Origin of the sequence: Cellulomonas fimi ATCC 484 (assembly GCF_000212695.1) — a bacterium.
Classification (GTDB): Bacteria; Actinomycetota; Actinomycetes; order Actinomycetales; family Cellulomonadaceae; genus Cellulomonas; species Cellulomonas fimi.
This window is the reverse complement of the sequence record NC_015514.1, coordinates 2143306-2157586: the sequence shown is the minus strand read 5'-3', so window position 1 is coordinate 2157586 and position 14281 is coordinate 2143306. Positions and strand designations below refer to the sequence as shown.

The window sequence follows — 14281 nt, the reverse complement described above, 5'->3', positions numbered from 1 at the left end:
CGCTTTCGGCGGGGTGGAGCGCCCTGACCTGCCCTATCGTGAGCCGATGTGAGCGCGACCCTCTATCGCAACGGCGTGATCCACTCCTCGGCCGACCCGTTCGCGCAGGCGCTGCTCGTCGACGACGGCGTCGTGGCGTGGCTCGGTGACGACGACACCGCGGACGGGCTCGCCGCCCGCGCCGACGAGGTCGTCGACCTGGACGGTGCGCTCGTCGCCCCCGGCTTCGTCGACGCGCACGTCCACCTGCTCGAGACAGGGCTCGCGCTGCACTCCGTCGCGCTGTCCGCGGCCGACGGGGTGCGCAGCCTCGCCGACGCCCTCGACGCGGTCGCCCGCGCCGCCCGCTCCCGTCCGGCGGCGGAGCACGACGAGCCGCTGCTCGGCTTCGGGTGGGACGAGCTCGCGTGGCCCGAGGGGCGGCCCCCGACACGGCACGAGCTCGACGCCGCCGCCGACGGCGCCCCGGTGTACCTCGCGCGCGTCGACGTGCACTCCGCCGTCGTCTCGACGGCACTCGCCCGCCGCGCCGGCCTGGAGCACCTGGAGGGGTGGAGCGACGACGGCCGCGTCGAGCGCGACGCGCACCACGCCGCACGTGAGGCCGCCCGCGTCCTGCCCGCACCGCGGCGCACCGCCCTGTACCGCGCCGCGCTCGAGCACGCCGCGACCCGTGGCGTCGTCTCGGTGCACGAGCTGAGCGCCCCCTCGATCGACACCCGCGAGGGGCTCGTCGAGATCCTCACCACCACCGCGGACGCCCTCAGCGGCCTGGTGCACGTCGTCGGCTACCGCGGCGAGAGGTGCGTCACCGTCGACGACGCCCGCGAGGTCCTCGCCGCGATCCCCGGCCTGACGGGCATCGGGGGAGACCTCAACGTCGACGGCTCGCTCGGCTCGCGCACCGCCGCGCTGCGCGCCCCCTACACGGACGCCGACGGCTCCGGCGTGCTCTACCTGACCGCGGAGGAGGTCTGCAACCACGTCACCGCCGTGACGCGCGCCGGCGTGCAGGGCGGGTTCCACGTCATCGGCGACCGCGCCATGGACGAGGTCGCGCTCGGGCTGCGCGCCGCCGCGGACGTCGAGGGCGTCGAGGCCATCGGACGCGCCGGCCACCGGCTCGAGCACGCCGAGATGATCGACGCACCCGCCCTCGCCTCGCTGCTGCTGCTCGGCGTGCGCCTCAGCGTGCAGCCCGCGTTCGACGCGGCCTGGGGCGGCGACGACGGCATGTACGCCCAGCGCCTCGGAGCCGGCCGGGCCGCGGCGCTCAACCCCCTCGCCGACCTCGCGGCCGCGGGCGTCCCGCTCGGTTTCGGCTCCGACTCCCCGGTGACCGGCGTCGACCCGTGGGCGGGCGTACGCGCCGCGGTGCTGCACCACGCCCCAGAGCAGCGGATCTCGGCACGCGCCGCGTTCCGCGCGTCCACCCGCGGCGGCTGGCGGCTCGCCGGCCTCGACCACACCGGCGCGGGCGAGCTGCGCGTCGGCGCACCCGCGCACCTCGCCGTCTGGCGCGCCGAGCACCTCATGGTCCAGGCGCCCGACGGCCGCCTCGCCTCGTGGAGCACCGACGCGCGCTCCGGCACCCCGCTGCTGCCGTACGTCGGCCCGGACGCGCCCGAGCCCCAGTGCCTGCGGACCGTCCGCGACGGCGTCGTGCTCTTCGACGCCCTCGCCTGACGGCTCCGCCACCGCACCCGGCGGCGCCGGCCACGCCGGCGTCCGCGCGCGGCCTCGCGTGCCCGCTGCGGCCCACCCGCGCGCCGAGCGGGTGAATCTGCCGGGCGGCCGCCGCACCCACCGTGCTGGACGGATGTCCGATTCCTGCGACACGCCCCACGACACGCCGAGCCCGGCAAGGCCCGGCCCGCGCAGGTGCCCGAAGTGACCTGCACGGAGGGCCCTCACCTGCGACGACGGCGCCTTGACACGTCGCCTGAACTCGGTAGGTTCACGAGGGTATTCGTGACCGAGCGAGACGGACCGTGGCTCCGACGCCGTCGTCGGCCCGGGCAGCCGCACCAGCGACACCGTCCTCGTCCGGGGGGCCGCACGGATTCCCAGGGCTCCGACCGGGCCCGCGTGTTCAACAGACAACGGTCCGCGCTTCGCGCGGTCCGGTACGAAGGACACGCGGGCCGGTCGGTCGGGGCGCCCCCACCGGCCACCGCAGCGCCGGCGGGCCCGTCGTCACGGCCGGACCGTCCGCCCAGGTCCCTGGCGTACCCTTGCGCCGTGCCCGCCCGTGAACCGTCCCGCTGGTGGGCGCTCGCCCTCGCGGTCGCGAGCGGAGTGCTCACCCGCGTCGCGTTCCCCGGGCCCGCCCTGTGGGGGTTCGCGTTCGTCGGCATCGCCCTGCTGTACCTCGCGATGCGCCGCGACAGCGCGCGCTGGAACGCGCTCGTCGGACTCGTCTGGGGCCTCAGCTTCTTCGGTCCGCTGATCCGCTGGGCGGACGAGTCCGTGGGCCTCGTCCCGTGGCTCGCGCTCACCGTGCTCGAGACGTCCTACATCGCCCTGTTCGGCGCCGCCTGGACGTGGGCGCGCCGCGGCGAGGCGGTCTGGCGCAACGGCGGGCTGCAGGTCGTCGTCTTCACCGTCCTGTGGGTCGCGGTCGAGGACCTCCGCTCGACGTGGCCGTTCGGCGGCTTCCCCTGGGGACGGCTCGCCTTCTCCCAGGCGGACTCGCCGCTCGTCGCGTTCGCGTCGTGGGCCGGCACCCCGCTCGTCTCCGGAGTCGTCGCCGCCATGGGCGTGCTGCTCGCCCGCGCCGTCCTGCACGCGTCGCGCCTCACCGTGGGCCGCACGCTCGGAGCGGTCGCGGTCGCCGCGGCGTTCGTCGTGACGAGCCTCGTCATCCCGCTCGACACCGTCGAGCAGAGCGGCACCCTGCGCGTCGGCGCGGTCCAGGGGAACGTGCCCGGAACCGGCATGGACGCGTTCGGCGAGCGCGAGGCGGTGCTGCGCAACCACGTGGACGGCACGCTCGCCCTCCTCGACCAGGTGGAGCCCGGCGAGCTGGACCTCGTGCTGTGGCCCGAGAACGGCACCGACATCGACCCCCAGGTCGACCCCGGCGCGGCCGCGCTCATCGACCAGGCCGCGAGCGCCGTGGCAGCCCCCATGCTCGTCGGGACCGTCGAGTACCCGGAGACCGGGGGCCGCTACAACACCGCGGTGCTGTGGGAACCCGGGGACGGTGTCGTCGCGACGTACACCAAGCAGCACCCCGCGCCGTTCGGCGAGTACATCCCGCTGCGCGCGTTCGTCCGCAACTTCTCGTCGGCCGTCGACCGGGTCACGCGCGACATGCTGCCCGGCGACCGGCCCGGGTACGTGCCGCTGCAGTCCGAGCGGCTGGGGCGCGTCGTGGGCATCGGCGACGTGATCTGCTTCGAGGTCGCCTACGATTCGCTCGTCCGGGACGCGGTGCGCACCGGGGGAGAGGTGCTCGTCGTCCAGACGAACAACGCGTCCTTCGGCATGACCGACGAGTCGACCCAGCAGCTCGCGATGGCGCGGCTGCGGGCCGTCGAGCACGGTCGTGCGACGGTCCAGATCTCGACCGTCGGCGTCAGCGCGGTGATCCAGCCCAACGGGGTCGTGAGTCGGCAGACGGGGCTGTTCACCGCCGAGCAGGTCGTCGCCGACCTGCCGCTGCGCACATCCTGGACGCCCGCGACGCGGCTCGGCCCCTGGCCGGGGCTCGTCGTCGACGCCCTCGCGGTGTGCATGGTGGTCGCCGGAGCCTTCGGCGCGCACCGTGTGCGTCGCCACGACCGAACGGAGAGCGCGGCATGAACCCGAGCGCGGCACGTGTGCTCGTCGTCATCCCCACCTACGACGAGCGGGAGAACATCCCGGTGGTCCTGGAGCGGCTGCGGGAGCACGTCCCGACCGCGGACGTGCTCGTCGTGGACGACGGCTCGCCGGACGGCACGGGAGAGGTCGCCGAGAAGATCGCGGCCGACGAGGCCGCCGCGACCGACGCCCGGCGCGCGATCGCGGTGCTGCACCGCAGCGGCAAGCTCGGGCTCGGCACCGCGTACGTCGCGGGGTTCGGGTGGGCTCTGGAGCGCGGCTACGACGTCGTGGTCGAGATGGACGCCGACGGGTCGCACCGGGCGCAGGACCTGCCGCGCCTGCTCGCGCGCGTGTCCGACGCCGATCTCGTCCTCGGCAGCCGGTGGGTGCCGGGGGGCAGCGTCGTGAACTGGCCCGCGCACCGCAAGGTGCTCTCGGTGGGAGGCAACACCTACACGCGCCTGGTCCTGGGCATCCCGCTGCGCGACGCGACGGGCGGCTTCCGGGCCTACCGGGCCGACCTGCTGCGGTCGCTGCCGCTCGGGGAGGTCGCGTCGCAGGGCTACTGCTTCCAGGTCGACATGGCGTGGCGTGCCGTGCGTGCGGGGGCCCGCGTCGTCGAGGTGCCCATCACGTTCGTCGAACGTGAGGTGGGGCGTTCGAAGATGAGCCGGGCGATCGTCGCCGAGGCCCTGCTCAACGTGACCCGCTGGGGGATGCGCGAACGCTCCCGCCGGGTGGCGGGAGCGTTCGGCAGGTCACGCGGCTGACAGGGGCGTCGTCAGCCGTCGCAGGGGGTCAGGCGCTGCGCCGCAGCTTGCCAGCGCGCAGCAGGCCCAGCCGCTCGTCGAGCAGCTCCTCGAGCTCGCCGATGGTGCGACGCTCGAGCAGCATGTCCCAGTGCGTGCGCGCGGGCTTGCCCGCCTTCGCCTCGGGCTTCGAGGCGTCCCGCAGGAGAGCCTCAGCGCCGCAGCGGCACTCCCACACCACCGGGACGTCGGCCTCGACCGAGAACGGCAGGATGATGGTGTGGCCGTTGGGGCAGTCGTAGTGCGCCTGGAGCCGGGGGGCGAAGTCGACGCCCTCGTCCGTCTCCATGCTGTGGGACCCGATGCGCATGCCGCGCAGGGACCGGTTTGCCATCAGGGGACCTCCGTGCCGGGTTCCGGCCGTCGAGTGAGAGAACTTCCACCGATGTCAACGGCGGTCGTGCCCCCAGTGTTCCAGACACGCGTGAAGGTCTCGTGAACGGCAGCCGGGTCCGGGCGGGAGGATCGGCGCGCGCTGGCCTAGGGTCGTGCGGGTGAGCACCAGCGACGCCCGCACCGCGGCCCCCGACATGACCTTCCGCCGGCTCGGCTCCAGCGGCCTGACGGTGTCCGTGGCCGGCCTCGGCTGCAACACCTTCGGGGCGACGCTCGCGCCCGAGGGCGTGGGGGAGCTCGTGGCGGCCGCGCTGGACAGCGGCATCACGTTCTTCGACACCGCGGACGTGTACGGCGGTGCGCCCGGGCAGAGCGAGGAGCTCCTCGGCGCCGCGCTCGAGGGGCGTCGTGACGACGTCGTCGTGGCGACCAAGTTCGGCATGGACGTCGGCGGGCTCAACGGGCCGGACTGGGGTGCGCGCGGCTCGCGCCGGTACGTGCGCCGCGCCGTCGAGGGGTCGCTGCGGCGCCTGCGCACGGACCGCATCGACCTCTACCAGATGCACGCACCCGACCCGCTGACGCCTGTCGGGGAGACGCTCGCCGCGCTCGACGAGCTCGTCGCCGAGGGCAAGGTGCTGTACGTCGGGTCGTCGAACTTCGCCCCGTGGCAGGTCGTCGACGCCGACTGGGTCGCGCGTACCGCACACGTCCAGCCGTTCGTGTCCGCCCAGAACCGCTATAACCTGCTCGACCGCTCCGCTGAGGCCGAGCTCGTACCCGCGCTCGAGCGGGTCGGGGCCGGGCTCATCCCGTACGTGCCGCTCGCGTCGGGCCTGCTGACGGGCAAGTACCGCCGCGGTGCCGGCGCGCCCGAGGGGACGCGTCTCGCGCGCATGCCGCAGCGCCTGGCAGCAGCCGACTTCGACCGCATCGAGGCGCTGGAGACGCTCGCCCAGGAGTGGGGCGTGGACCTGCCGACACTGGCCCTGGGCGGGCTCGCCGCGCAGCCGGCCGTCGCCAGCGTCATCGCCGGCGCCCGCACGCCCGACCAGCTGCGCGCGAACGTCGCGGGCATCCTGTGGGAGCCCACCCTCGAGCAGCTCGCCGCGCTGGACGACACCGCCCCCGGCCCGTCCTGACTCCGCGGCGCGCGGCGCCGACGACGCCACGCCCGCGCCACGCCCGCGCGTGCTGGAGACGCCGTCACCACTCGATGACGCGGGCTCGGCTCCCGCCGATCGCGGCGACGGCGTGCAGCCGCACGCCGTGGTCGTCGGCCGCCGCCCGCAGCGCCGGTGCCCACGACGTCTCGAACGTGCCCCGGTCACCGCCCGCGGCACGGACCAGACCGACCAGCACCGAGCCGCCGGGGGCGTCGCGCTCCAGGACGGACGCGAGGACGTGCATGACGTGCGCGGCGACGCCGGGCGACGCGGTGAGCGGGACGTCGGCGAGCGGCAGGACCACGGGCACCGTGCGGTCGTGCGCGTCGAGCACGACGAACCACAGCGCGGGCGGGCCGGCGCGGTCCGGACCGACGAGCCGCAGGAGCAGCATCAGGGCGTCCCCGTGCCCACGAACCGGACGACCGGGCGCGGGCACGGCGTCGAGCGCGGACGGCACCTCCCAGGCGTCGTCGTGCTCGGCGGGCGACCCGTCGTCGGGCGCGGGCAGGGCACCCGTCGCGCCGTCCGCGCGCGCGTCGTCGTCGAGCGTGTCGTCCCAGTGCAGGTCGTCGTCGTGCAGGTCGTCGTCGTGCGGGTCGTTCGTCATGCGGGGAGCGTGGCGGTCCGCGGCGGCGCTGCACGGTCGGCGGGGGAGCAGCGGTGGACCGTGACGGTGACGGCGGTGCTGTGGACGGCTCGCGCCGGCCGGCTCACCACGACGGGGCCGCGAGCGCGCGGTGCCCAGAAGCGCGCCCTGCCGCGAGCGCGGTCAGCCGAGGTGTGCGCGCAGCGCCTCGACGACGAGTGCGTGGTCGTCGGCCTGGGGGAGGCCCGACACGGTCACGACGCCCACCACGCCGACGCCCGCGACCCGCACGGGGAAGGCCCCGCCGTGCGCGGCGTACTGCTGCAGCGGCAGGTCGTGCTGCTCCGCGAACGTCGTGCCCTTCGCGCGGGCGCGAAGGCCGACCAGGTACGACGACGCGCCGAACCGCTCGACCACCCGCACCTTGCGCTCGACCCACGAGTCGTTGTCCGGGGTCGTGCCCTCGCGTGCGGCGTGGAAGAGCTGCTGGGGTCCACGACGGACGTCGACGGTGACGGCGAGGTCACGCTCCGCCGCCATCTCGACGAGCAGGCAGCCCAGGGACCACGCGTCGTCGTTCGTGAAGGAGGGGAGCACGAGCTCACGCTCCTGCTGCTCGACCGCGCGGACCAGCGTCTCGACGTCCTCGTGCACCATGGCCACATCGTCGCGCACACCGGCGGGAGCCGCGCGTGACGACACACCCGCCCGGGGCCGACACCCGACCGGGCCCGGTCGGCCCGCAGGGCGTGCTCAGCCGTTCGTCGTCACGGACGAGGGGAGTGGCGTGTCGACCTCGCGCAGCACGCGCCGCGACGGCGAGACGAGCACGGCGTCGCGGACGTCGGCGGCCGTGGCCTTCACGTAGATCCCGGTGGTCTTGAGGTCCTCGTGCCCGAGGAGCGACTGCACCGCGGGTGCCGGCACGCCGGAGCGGATGAGGCCCTTGGCGAACGTGTGCCGGAAGCCGTGCGCGGCCTCGCCCTCCTGCTTGGCGACCCCGGAGCGACGGATCCAGCCGTCGACGAGGTGGTTGAGCGCACCGCGCTGCAGCGGGCGGCCCGAGGAGAGCCGCAGCAGGGGAGCGCCGTGCTCGGGCGGCCCGAACCGCTCGTCGCGCTCGGCCATGTACTCCTCGACGACGCGCAGCGCCTCCGGGGGCACGGGCACGTTGCGCTGCCGGTTGCCCTTGCCGATGACGGTGAGGACCGCCTCGCCGTCGTCCTCGACGCGCAGCGAGCGGTCGGTCAGCGAGCACAGCTCGGACGCGCGCACCCCGGTCGTCGACAGGAGCGCGAACGCCGCACGGTCGCGCGCGGGCCAGCGTCGTCGATCGCCCGGGGCAACCTCCCACGCGACCTTGGCGAGCCGCAGGAGCTCGGCGTCGTCCCAGCCCGCGGGAAGCCGCACCGGTCGCTCCGGGGCCTCGATCCGGAGCATCGGGTCGCCCGTGAGGTGGCCCTCCATCTGCAGCCAGCGGACGAACAGGCGCAGCGTCCCGACGCGTCGCTGCACGGTGGACGCCGCCTCGCGGCCGCGGATCGAGCGGTACGCGTTCTTCACGTTGAGCTCGGTGAGGTCGTCGGACGAGACGAGCGCCAGCGGGTCCTCGTCGTCGACGCCCGTCAGGCGACCCAGGTCCTGCGCGATCTGGTGCGCCCAGGCAACGACGTCCTGGCGGTAGCCGGCACGGGATCCGTCGGTGAGGCCGCGGCGTGTGAGCGTGGCACGGTCGGTGAGGAACGGCTCGACGACGGTCGACAGGAAGACGGCCATGCGCGCACGGTACGAAACGACCGCACGCGCACGCGGGACGGCACGCCGGGGAGACCGTGCGCGCGTGCAGCAGAGGGCAGCACCCGTCAGACCCCGCCGTCGCGGCTCTCGCAGGGCGAAGAGGGCTTCCCTACAGTTCTGCCAAAGTTCCGGCTATGGTCGAAACTTCAAGGTGGCACCGCGAGAAGGGGCTCGTGGGCCGGTCGGTCGGCGGTTCGCCTCGGTGTGCCTCGGATGCGTGCGTGCATCGACCGTGGCCGCGCGGTGCACCGGGCTGCGCGCTCGCCGACGTGCAGCATCGGCGTCGTGGCGCCCGTCGTCCCGCAGGCGCCAGTTGCTCCGACGCGTGATCCGGCGCCAGAGCGTCCACCTCGCGCGTCGTGCACGTCACATCGTCACGACCGCTCGTCCAGAACGTCGTCCCTGACGCCGACGTCGGCTGTCGTCCTTCACGCCACGTCCGTGACGGCGACTGCCGTGCGCCGCTGGTTGCGCGACGCCCAGGCCGGCGTCGCGCGGGACGTCGATCACCTCTCGCGCGGCGGGCCGTCGTGGCCCCGGGCGTAGGCACGTCGCCGTGTCCGAGCCCTCGCGCCGTGCCCTGCCCCTCGACTCGCCCCGGCGGGCGCGACTATGGCAGAAACGTGCCATTGCGCCCGTCCACACTCTCCGACGGCACGACGATGCCGCTCCGACACGCTGCCGGGCGCCCACGCCAGCACGCCGGACGGACCCCCGCCAGCACGCCGGACGGACCCCCGTCGGCGCGCCGGACGGACCCCCGTCAGAGGACCTGGGAGCCGTCCAGCGTCCGCACCCACCGCTCCTCCACGCGCGACGGGTCGCGCGGCAACGGCTGCCGCTCCCCCGTCCGCGCGAAGCCGGCCCGCACGTACAGGTCACCCGCGGCGTTGTTGCCGTCGACGATCCACAGCGACACCGTGCGCGCGCCCTCCGCGGCGGCGGCCTCCCGGACGGCGTCGAGCAGCGCCCAGCCGATCCCCCGCCGCCGGACCTCCGGCGCGACCCACAGCGAGACGACGTGCCGGTCGTCGACCGGCGATCCCGGCTCCTGGATCATCGACACCAGACCGCGCGGGACGCGCTCGTCGTCCAGGGCGACCCAGGTGGGGCCCGTGCGGATCCGCATCCGCCAGTGCGACTCCTTGAAGGACTCCTCGCGCGGGAGCGACGAGGCGAACACGTCCGGGTTCTCCCGGAGCGCACGGAGCCGGACGTCACGGACCAGCGGCCAGTCGTCTTCGAGGGCACGGTGGATCAGCACGTGCTCAGGATGCCCGACGTGGCGCCGGCGCGCCGTCAGGAGCGGGCGACCGCGGCCGTGTCGTCCGGGCTGCCGCCGTGCCCTTCCCGGTCCGGGACCGAGCGCGCGACGTCGGCGATCTCCTCCTCGGGCCGCGGGGGCACGGTCTCGTCGAACTCGAGCTCAGGCACCTCGTGCCCGACCGGCTGCGTCATGCTGCCTCCCTGGGAGCCACGTGTCGCTGGGCCTCCACCGTACGGCGGCGCGGCACGGTCCGGCACGTCAGACGTCGATGCCCTCCCCGACGCCGAGCTCGACGGGCTCCCCGGCGCCGGCGAGGCGCGTCAGCAGGCCGCGGGCGTTGGCCCGGCCCACGTCGCTCAGCGGCGCGTCGTGGATCACGACGAGGCGCGCGGGACGCACCGACCGCACCCAGTCGACGACCTCGCCCAGGCGCAGCCACGGCGCCCCGACAGGCGTGAGCAGGACGTCGACCTCGGCGCCCTCGGCATCGACGTACGCGTCCCCGGGGTGCAGCACGGTCCCGATGCGGTAGCCGACGTTGTGCACGGCGGGGACGTCGGCGTGGATCGGGGCGTGCCACTCCCCCAGCACCCGCACGTCGAACCCGCCGGCGCGCACGTCGTCCCCTCCGCGGACCGCGGCGAGCCGGTCGGCGGGCGCCCCCGCCTCCAGCAGGGCGTCGAGCACCGGCTGCGGCCCCCACACCTCGAGGTCGCCGGCTGCGACACGGGCCGCGAGGCGCGGCACGTCGACGTGGTCCGGGTGCTCGTGCGTGACGAGCACCGCGCCCACCCCCTGCAGCGCGCCGTCGACGTCGGAGAAGGCGCCCGGGTCGATCACGAGGCGGTCGTCGCCCCGCTCGAACCGCACGCACGAGTGGCCCCATCGGGTGAGTCGCGTCGTCATGGCGCCAGTGTGCCCGAGCAGCGGCGTCGGTGGCGGTCCCGGTTTCCTCCACGGCTCGAACTGCCCGTACCGTGTTCGCCGTGCTGGTGCTCGGGGTGTGCAGTCTCAAGGGTGGCGTGGGCAAGACGTCGGTGACGCTCGGGCTGGCCTCCGCCGCGCTCGAGCACGGGCTGCGCACGCTCGTCATCGACCTGGACCCGCAGGGCGACGCGACGATGGCGCTCGGCGCCCGTGCCGCGGGTGACGGTGACGTCGCCGCGGTCCTCGACGCGCCGAGCGCGGAGACGGTCGCCGCCGCCACGGTGCTCAGCTCGTGGGCGGACGACGGTCTCGACGTGCTCGCCGGGTCCGAGCGCTCCGCCCTGCACGACCGGCTGGACGACGAGGACGTCGACCGGCTGCGCTTCGCGCTGTCGTGGGTCTCGGGCTACGACCTCGTCCTGGTCGACTGCCCCCCGTCGCTCGGCGGCCTGACCCGCACCGGCCTGACGGCCTGCGACCGGGCGGTCGTCGTCACCGAGCCGGGTCTGTTCGCAGTCATGGCCGTGGGCCGCGCGATGCGCACCATCGACGAGCTGCGCCGTGGTCCCGCGCCCCAGCTGCAGCCGCTCGGGATCGCCGTCAACCGGGTCCGCGCGCGCTCGGTGGAGCAGGCGTTCCGCCTCGAGGAGCTGCGCACGCTGTACGGGCCGCTCGTGCTGTCGCCGTTCGTGCCCGAGCGTGCGGCGCTGCAGCAGGCGCAGGGCGCCGCGCAGCCCGTGCACGCGTGGCCCGGTGCCGCAGCGGCGGAGCTCGCGACGACGTTCGAGGGTCTGCTCGAGCGCGCGCTGCGGGCACCCAAGCGCTGACGGGCAGCGCGTCGCCGCCGGGTGGTTTACCGCGCGGGCGTCAGCCCGCGGAACGCGCCTGGCGCCGCAGTGCGAGCTCGTCCTGCGCCTCGTGCACCATGACGCCCGCCGTCTCGTCCTCGGCGCGCTCGGTCGGCAGCTCGGCCAGCGAGCCCTCGACCTCGCGCCACACCCTGCCCACGGCGATCCCGAACACGCCCTGACCGCCCTGCACGAGGTCGATGACCTCGTCGGCCGACGTGCACTCGTACACGCTCGCGCCGTCGGACATGAGCGTGATCTGCGCGAGGTCGTCGACGCCCCGCTCACGCAGGTGGCTCACGGCCGTCCGGATCTGCTGCAGCGAGACGCCGGTGTCGAGCAGACGCTTGACGACCTTGAGGACAAGGATGTCGCGGAAGCTGTACAGCCGCTGCGTGCCCGAGCCGGTGGCCGGCCGGACCGAGGGCTCGACGAGCCCCGTGCGGGCCCAGTAGTCGAGCTGGCGGTAGGTGATGCCCGCCGCGCGGCAGGCCGTGGGGCCCCGGTAGCCGGAGAACGTGTCGAGGTCGGGCAGGTCGTCGTCGAACAGCAGACCCTGCGCGCGCTGCGGCACCGCAGGGGCGTGCTCGGCGCTCTCGTTGCTGCTCACGGGGTCCTCCACTCGCGGCGCCGGGGTGGGCGCTCCTCGCTGATGTGCTGCAACGCTAGGCCTCCGGACCCCCCGGTGCAACGACGCTCGCTCCTGGCGTGTCGCGCCCGGCGAGTCTCACCTTCACGTTGAGGTTGAAGGTGCCGCACGCCCGAAGTCTCACGTTCAACCTGAGGTCGAAGGTCGGCCCGGCGGGCCGTCGTCGGGCTCCTGACCCGTCCCGAAGTCCTCGGGCGTGACGACGTCGAGGAAGCGCCGGAAGCGCTCGAGGTCCTGCTCCGTCGGGGTCGCGCGGACCTCGACGCCCGCGACGGCGACGACCTCGGCCGCGCACATCACCGGGCAGCCGAACCGCAGGGCCAGTGCGATCGCGTCCGACGCGCGCGAGTCGACCCGCGGGCCCGTGCTCAGCACCAGCTCCGCGTGGAACACGCCGTCCTGCAGACGGGTGATCTCGACCCGCGTCAGCCCCGAGCCGGTCGCGACGAGCACGTCGCGCAGCAGGTCGTGCGTCATGGGCCGTGGCGGCACGATGCCCGCCTGGGCGGACGCGATCGCGCTCGCCTCGGTCGCCCCGATCAGGATCGGGACCAGGAGCTCGGACTCCGGGTCGAGCAGCAGCACGACGATCTCGTCGTCGGCCAGGTGCTGACGCACGCCGACGACCTCCACCTGCACGAGCCCGCCGTCATCCCCCACGCGTCCAACGTACGACGGCACGGCCGATCTGGCGTGCCGTCCCCGCGGGTGGTTCTCAGGGGGTGAGGTCGGCGACCGCCGCACGCACGAGCGCCGTGTGCATCTGCGTGCACAGCTCACCGACCTCGGCAGCGATCGTGCCGGCCCGCGCCGCCGCCGACGCGCCCCGCCGCCCGCGCCACGGCGCCGCGACCTGCTCCACGAGGTCCGCCTGGCGGTCGGCCGCGGTGCGGAACTGGCGCAGGTGACGCGCGTCGATCCCGTGCTCCGCAAGGGCGGCGGCCGCCACGACGACGTCCCGCGCCCACGGGTCGAACGACGACCGGTCGTGCGCGCGCAGGACGCCCGCCGTGACGAGCTCCTCGACGAACGCCGGCGCGACGCGCGCCTCCGTCGCGAGCGACTCGACCGTCCAGCGGACCTCACGGGACTGCACGACGCCGTCGCGCGTCGCGAGGCGCGCCCGGGGTGCGGGCTCCTCCTCCTCGCCCGCGTCGAGCGCGGCCAGGCGCTCACCGATGACCTTGAGCGGCATGTACCGGTCGCGCTGCAGCCGCAGGACGAACCGCAGCCGCTCGATGTCCGCGGGCGAGTACTGCCGGTACCCCGCAGGCGTGCGCACGGGCTCGACCAGGCCCTGCTCCTCGAGGAAGCGCAGCTTCGACGTCGTCACCGCGGGGAACTCCAGGCGGAGCGCCGCGAGCACGTCGGAGATGCGCATCGACGCGCGCCGCGAGATGCCACGCGGCCACGGCTCCTTCTCCGGCCGGTCCTGCTCCGCGGGCCGGTCGCCCGCCCCCTGCCCGACACGCTGCGCGTGCGCCGCCGTCATGCGCCTCGCCCCCGGTGCTCCTGCGTGGACCCGCTGCTCACGTGCGCGGTGCCTCGCGGTGCGGGCTCGGGTGGAACGTCATGCGGTACTTGCCGATCTGCACCTCGTCGCCCGGGCGCAGCACCGCCTGGTCGATGCGCGTGCGGTTGACGTACGTGCCGTTCAGCGAGCCGATGTCGCGGACCACGAAGCCGTGGCCTTCGCGAACGAACTCCGCGTGCTTGCGCGACACCGTCACGTCGTCGAGGAAGATGTCGGCCTCCGTCGAGCGTCCGGCGACCGTGCGCTCCGCGTCGAGGAGGAACCGCGCGCCGGCCGACGGGCCGCGCTGCATGACGAGCAGCGCCGACGTCGGCGGCAGCGCGTTGACGGCGGCGACCTCGTCGGACGTCAGCCCGACCGGTGCACCGACCTCGATCTCGACCGGCTCCAACGCGCCGAAGGACATCGTCGTGTCGGGGCCGTACGCCGCCCGACCCGGCTGCTGCTCAGGGACCCCCGGGGCCTGCTCGTCGCCGTTCATTCCGCCTCCCGGAGCCGTGCTCGTCCACGCGACCGCCACCACCTCGCGGCGATCAGGCACACCCTATG

The 14281-nt window shown here is 74.8% G+C and carries 16 protein-coding genes; 5 read left to right on the top strand and 11 right to left on the bottom strand.

Annotated elements, in window-relative coordinates; genetic code table 11:
* Positions 1-48 precede the first annotated feature (48 nt).
* The 3 genes from CELF_RS09850 to CELF_RS09840 all read left to right on the top strand — a co-directional run bounded on the left by CELF_RS09850 (position 49) and on the right by CELF_RS09840 (position 4580).
* Complete coding sequence (locus tag CELF_RS09850; protein WP_013771105.1) at positions 49-1686, top strand: amidohydrolase; 1638 nt, start codon at positions 49-51, stop codon at positions 1684-1686.
* A gap of 555 nt (positions 1687-2241) precedes the next feature.
* Positions 2242-3807 (top strand): apolipoprotein N-acyltransferase, encoded by a 1566-nt coding sequence (gene lnt / locus CELF_RS09845; protein ID WP_013771104.1) that lies wholly within the window; start codon positions 2242-2244, stop codon positions 3805-3807.
* Positions 3804-4580 carry a polyprenol monophosphomannose synthase gene (locus CELF_RS09840; protein ID WP_013771103.1) on the top strand — a complete coding sequence of 259 codons (777 nt, stop codon included), beginning with the start codon at positions 3804-3806 and terminating at the stop codon, positions 4578-4580. Before lnt ends, CELF_RS09840 begins: the two co-directional genes overlap by 4 nt.
* 28 nt (positions 4581-4608) lie before the next feature.
* On the opposite strand, the gene CELF_RS09835 is transcribed toward CELF_RS09840, so the two are convergent.
* Positions 4609-4953: an RNA polymerase-binding protein RbpA gene (locus CELF_RS09835; protein WP_013771102.1), complete on the bottom strand. Its 345-nt coding sequence runs from the start codon at positions 4951-4953 to the stop codon at positions 4609-4611.
* 196 nt (positions 4954-5149) lie between these two features.
* Here CELF_RS09835 and CELF_RS09830 point away from each other — a divergent pair, with 196 nt between their 5' ends.
* The gene (locus CELF_RS09830; RefSeq protein WP_041554112.1) at positions 5150-6097 is read left to right on the top strand and encodes an aldo/keto reductase; all 948 of its coding nucleotides are present in this window, start codon (positions 5150-5152) and stop codon (positions 6095-6097) included.
* Between the two features lie 64 nt (positions 6098-6161).
* Here CELF_RS09830 and CELF_RS09825 read toward each other — a convergent pair whose 3' ends face one another.
* The 6 genes from CELF_RS09825 to CELF_RS09805 form a co-directional block, all read right to left on the bottom strand.
* On the bottom strand, positions 6162-6731 hold the full coding sequence (locus CELF_RS09825; RefSeq protein ID WP_013771100.1) for a hypothetical protein: 570 nt from the start codon (positions 6729-6731) through the stop codon (positions 6162-6164).
* Positions 6732-6893: 162 nt separating this feature from the next.
* Complete coding sequence (locus tag CELF_RS09820; RefSeq protein WP_013771099.1) at positions 6894-7367, bottom strand: heme-degrading domain-containing protein; 474 nt, start codon at positions 7365-7367, stop codon at positions 6894-6896.
* Positions 7368-7463: 96 nt separating this feature from the next.
* Positions 7464-8486: a tyrosine-type recombinase/integrase gene (locus CELF_RS09815; RefSeq protein WP_013771098.1), complete on the bottom strand. Its 1023-nt coding sequence runs from the start codon at positions 8484-8486 to the stop codon at positions 7464-7466.
* A 784-nt stretch (positions 8487-9270) separates the two neighbouring features.
* The gene (locus CELF_RS09810) at positions 9271-9771 is read right to left on the bottom strand and encodes a GNAT family N-acetyltransferase (RefSeq protein WP_013771097.1); all 501 of its coding nucleotides are present in this window, start codon (positions 9769-9771) and stop codon (positions 9271-9273) included.
* 35 nt (positions 9772-9806) lie between these two features.
* Complete coding sequence (locus CELF_RS20415; RefSeq protein ID WP_013771096.1) at positions 9807-9965, bottom strand: hypothetical protein; 159 nt, start codon at positions 9963-9965, stop codon at positions 9807-9809.
* Between the two features lie 67 nt (positions 9966-10032).
* Positions 10033-10680 carry an MBL fold metallo-hydrolase gene (locus tag CELF_RS09805; RefSeq protein WP_013771095.1) on the bottom strand — a complete coding sequence of 216 codons (648 nt, stop codon included), beginning with the start codon at positions 10678-10680 and terminating at the stop codon, positions 10033-10035.
* An 80-nt stretch (positions 10681-10760) separates the two neighbouring features.
* On the opposite strand from CELF_RS09805, the gene CELF_RS09800 reads away from it, so the two are divergent.
* Positions 10761-11528 (top strand): ParA family protein, encoded by a 768-nt coding sequence (locus CELF_RS09800; protein ID WP_041554108.1) that lies wholly within the window; start codon positions 10761-10763, stop codon positions 11526-11528.
* Between the two features lie 40 nt (positions 11529-11568).
* On the opposite strand, the gene CELF_RS09795 is transcribed toward CELF_RS09800, so the two are convergent.
* From CELF_RS09795 to CELF_RS09780, 4 genes are all read right to left on the bottom strand, one after another.
* Entirely contained in the window at positions 11569-12159 is a 591-nt protein-coding gene (locus CELF_RS09795; RefSeq protein ID WP_013771093.1) for a MerR family transcriptional regulator, read from the bottom strand.
* Between the two features lie 165 nt (positions 12160-12324).
* Complete coding sequence (locus CELF_RS09790) at positions 12325-12858, bottom strand: bifunctional nuclease family protein (RefSeq protein ID WP_041553427.1); 534 nt, start codon at positions 12856-12858, stop codon at positions 12325-12327.
* A 55-nt stretch (positions 12859-12913) separates the two neighbouring features.
* Positions 12914-13690 carry a transcriptional regulator FtsR gene (gene ftsR, locus CELF_RS09785; RefSeq protein ID WP_013771091.1) on the bottom strand — a complete coding sequence of 259 codons (777 nt, stop codon included), beginning with the start codon at positions 13688-13690 and terminating at the stop codon, positions 12914-12916.
* A gap of 37 nt (positions 13691-13727) precedes the next feature.
* Positions 13728-14213 (bottom strand): FHA domain-containing protein, encoded by a 486-nt coding sequence (locus CELF_RS09780; RefSeq protein ID WP_013771090.1) that lies wholly within the window; start codon positions 14211-14213, stop codon positions 13728-13730.
* Between the last annotated feature and the right edge of the window lie 68 nt (positions 14214-14281).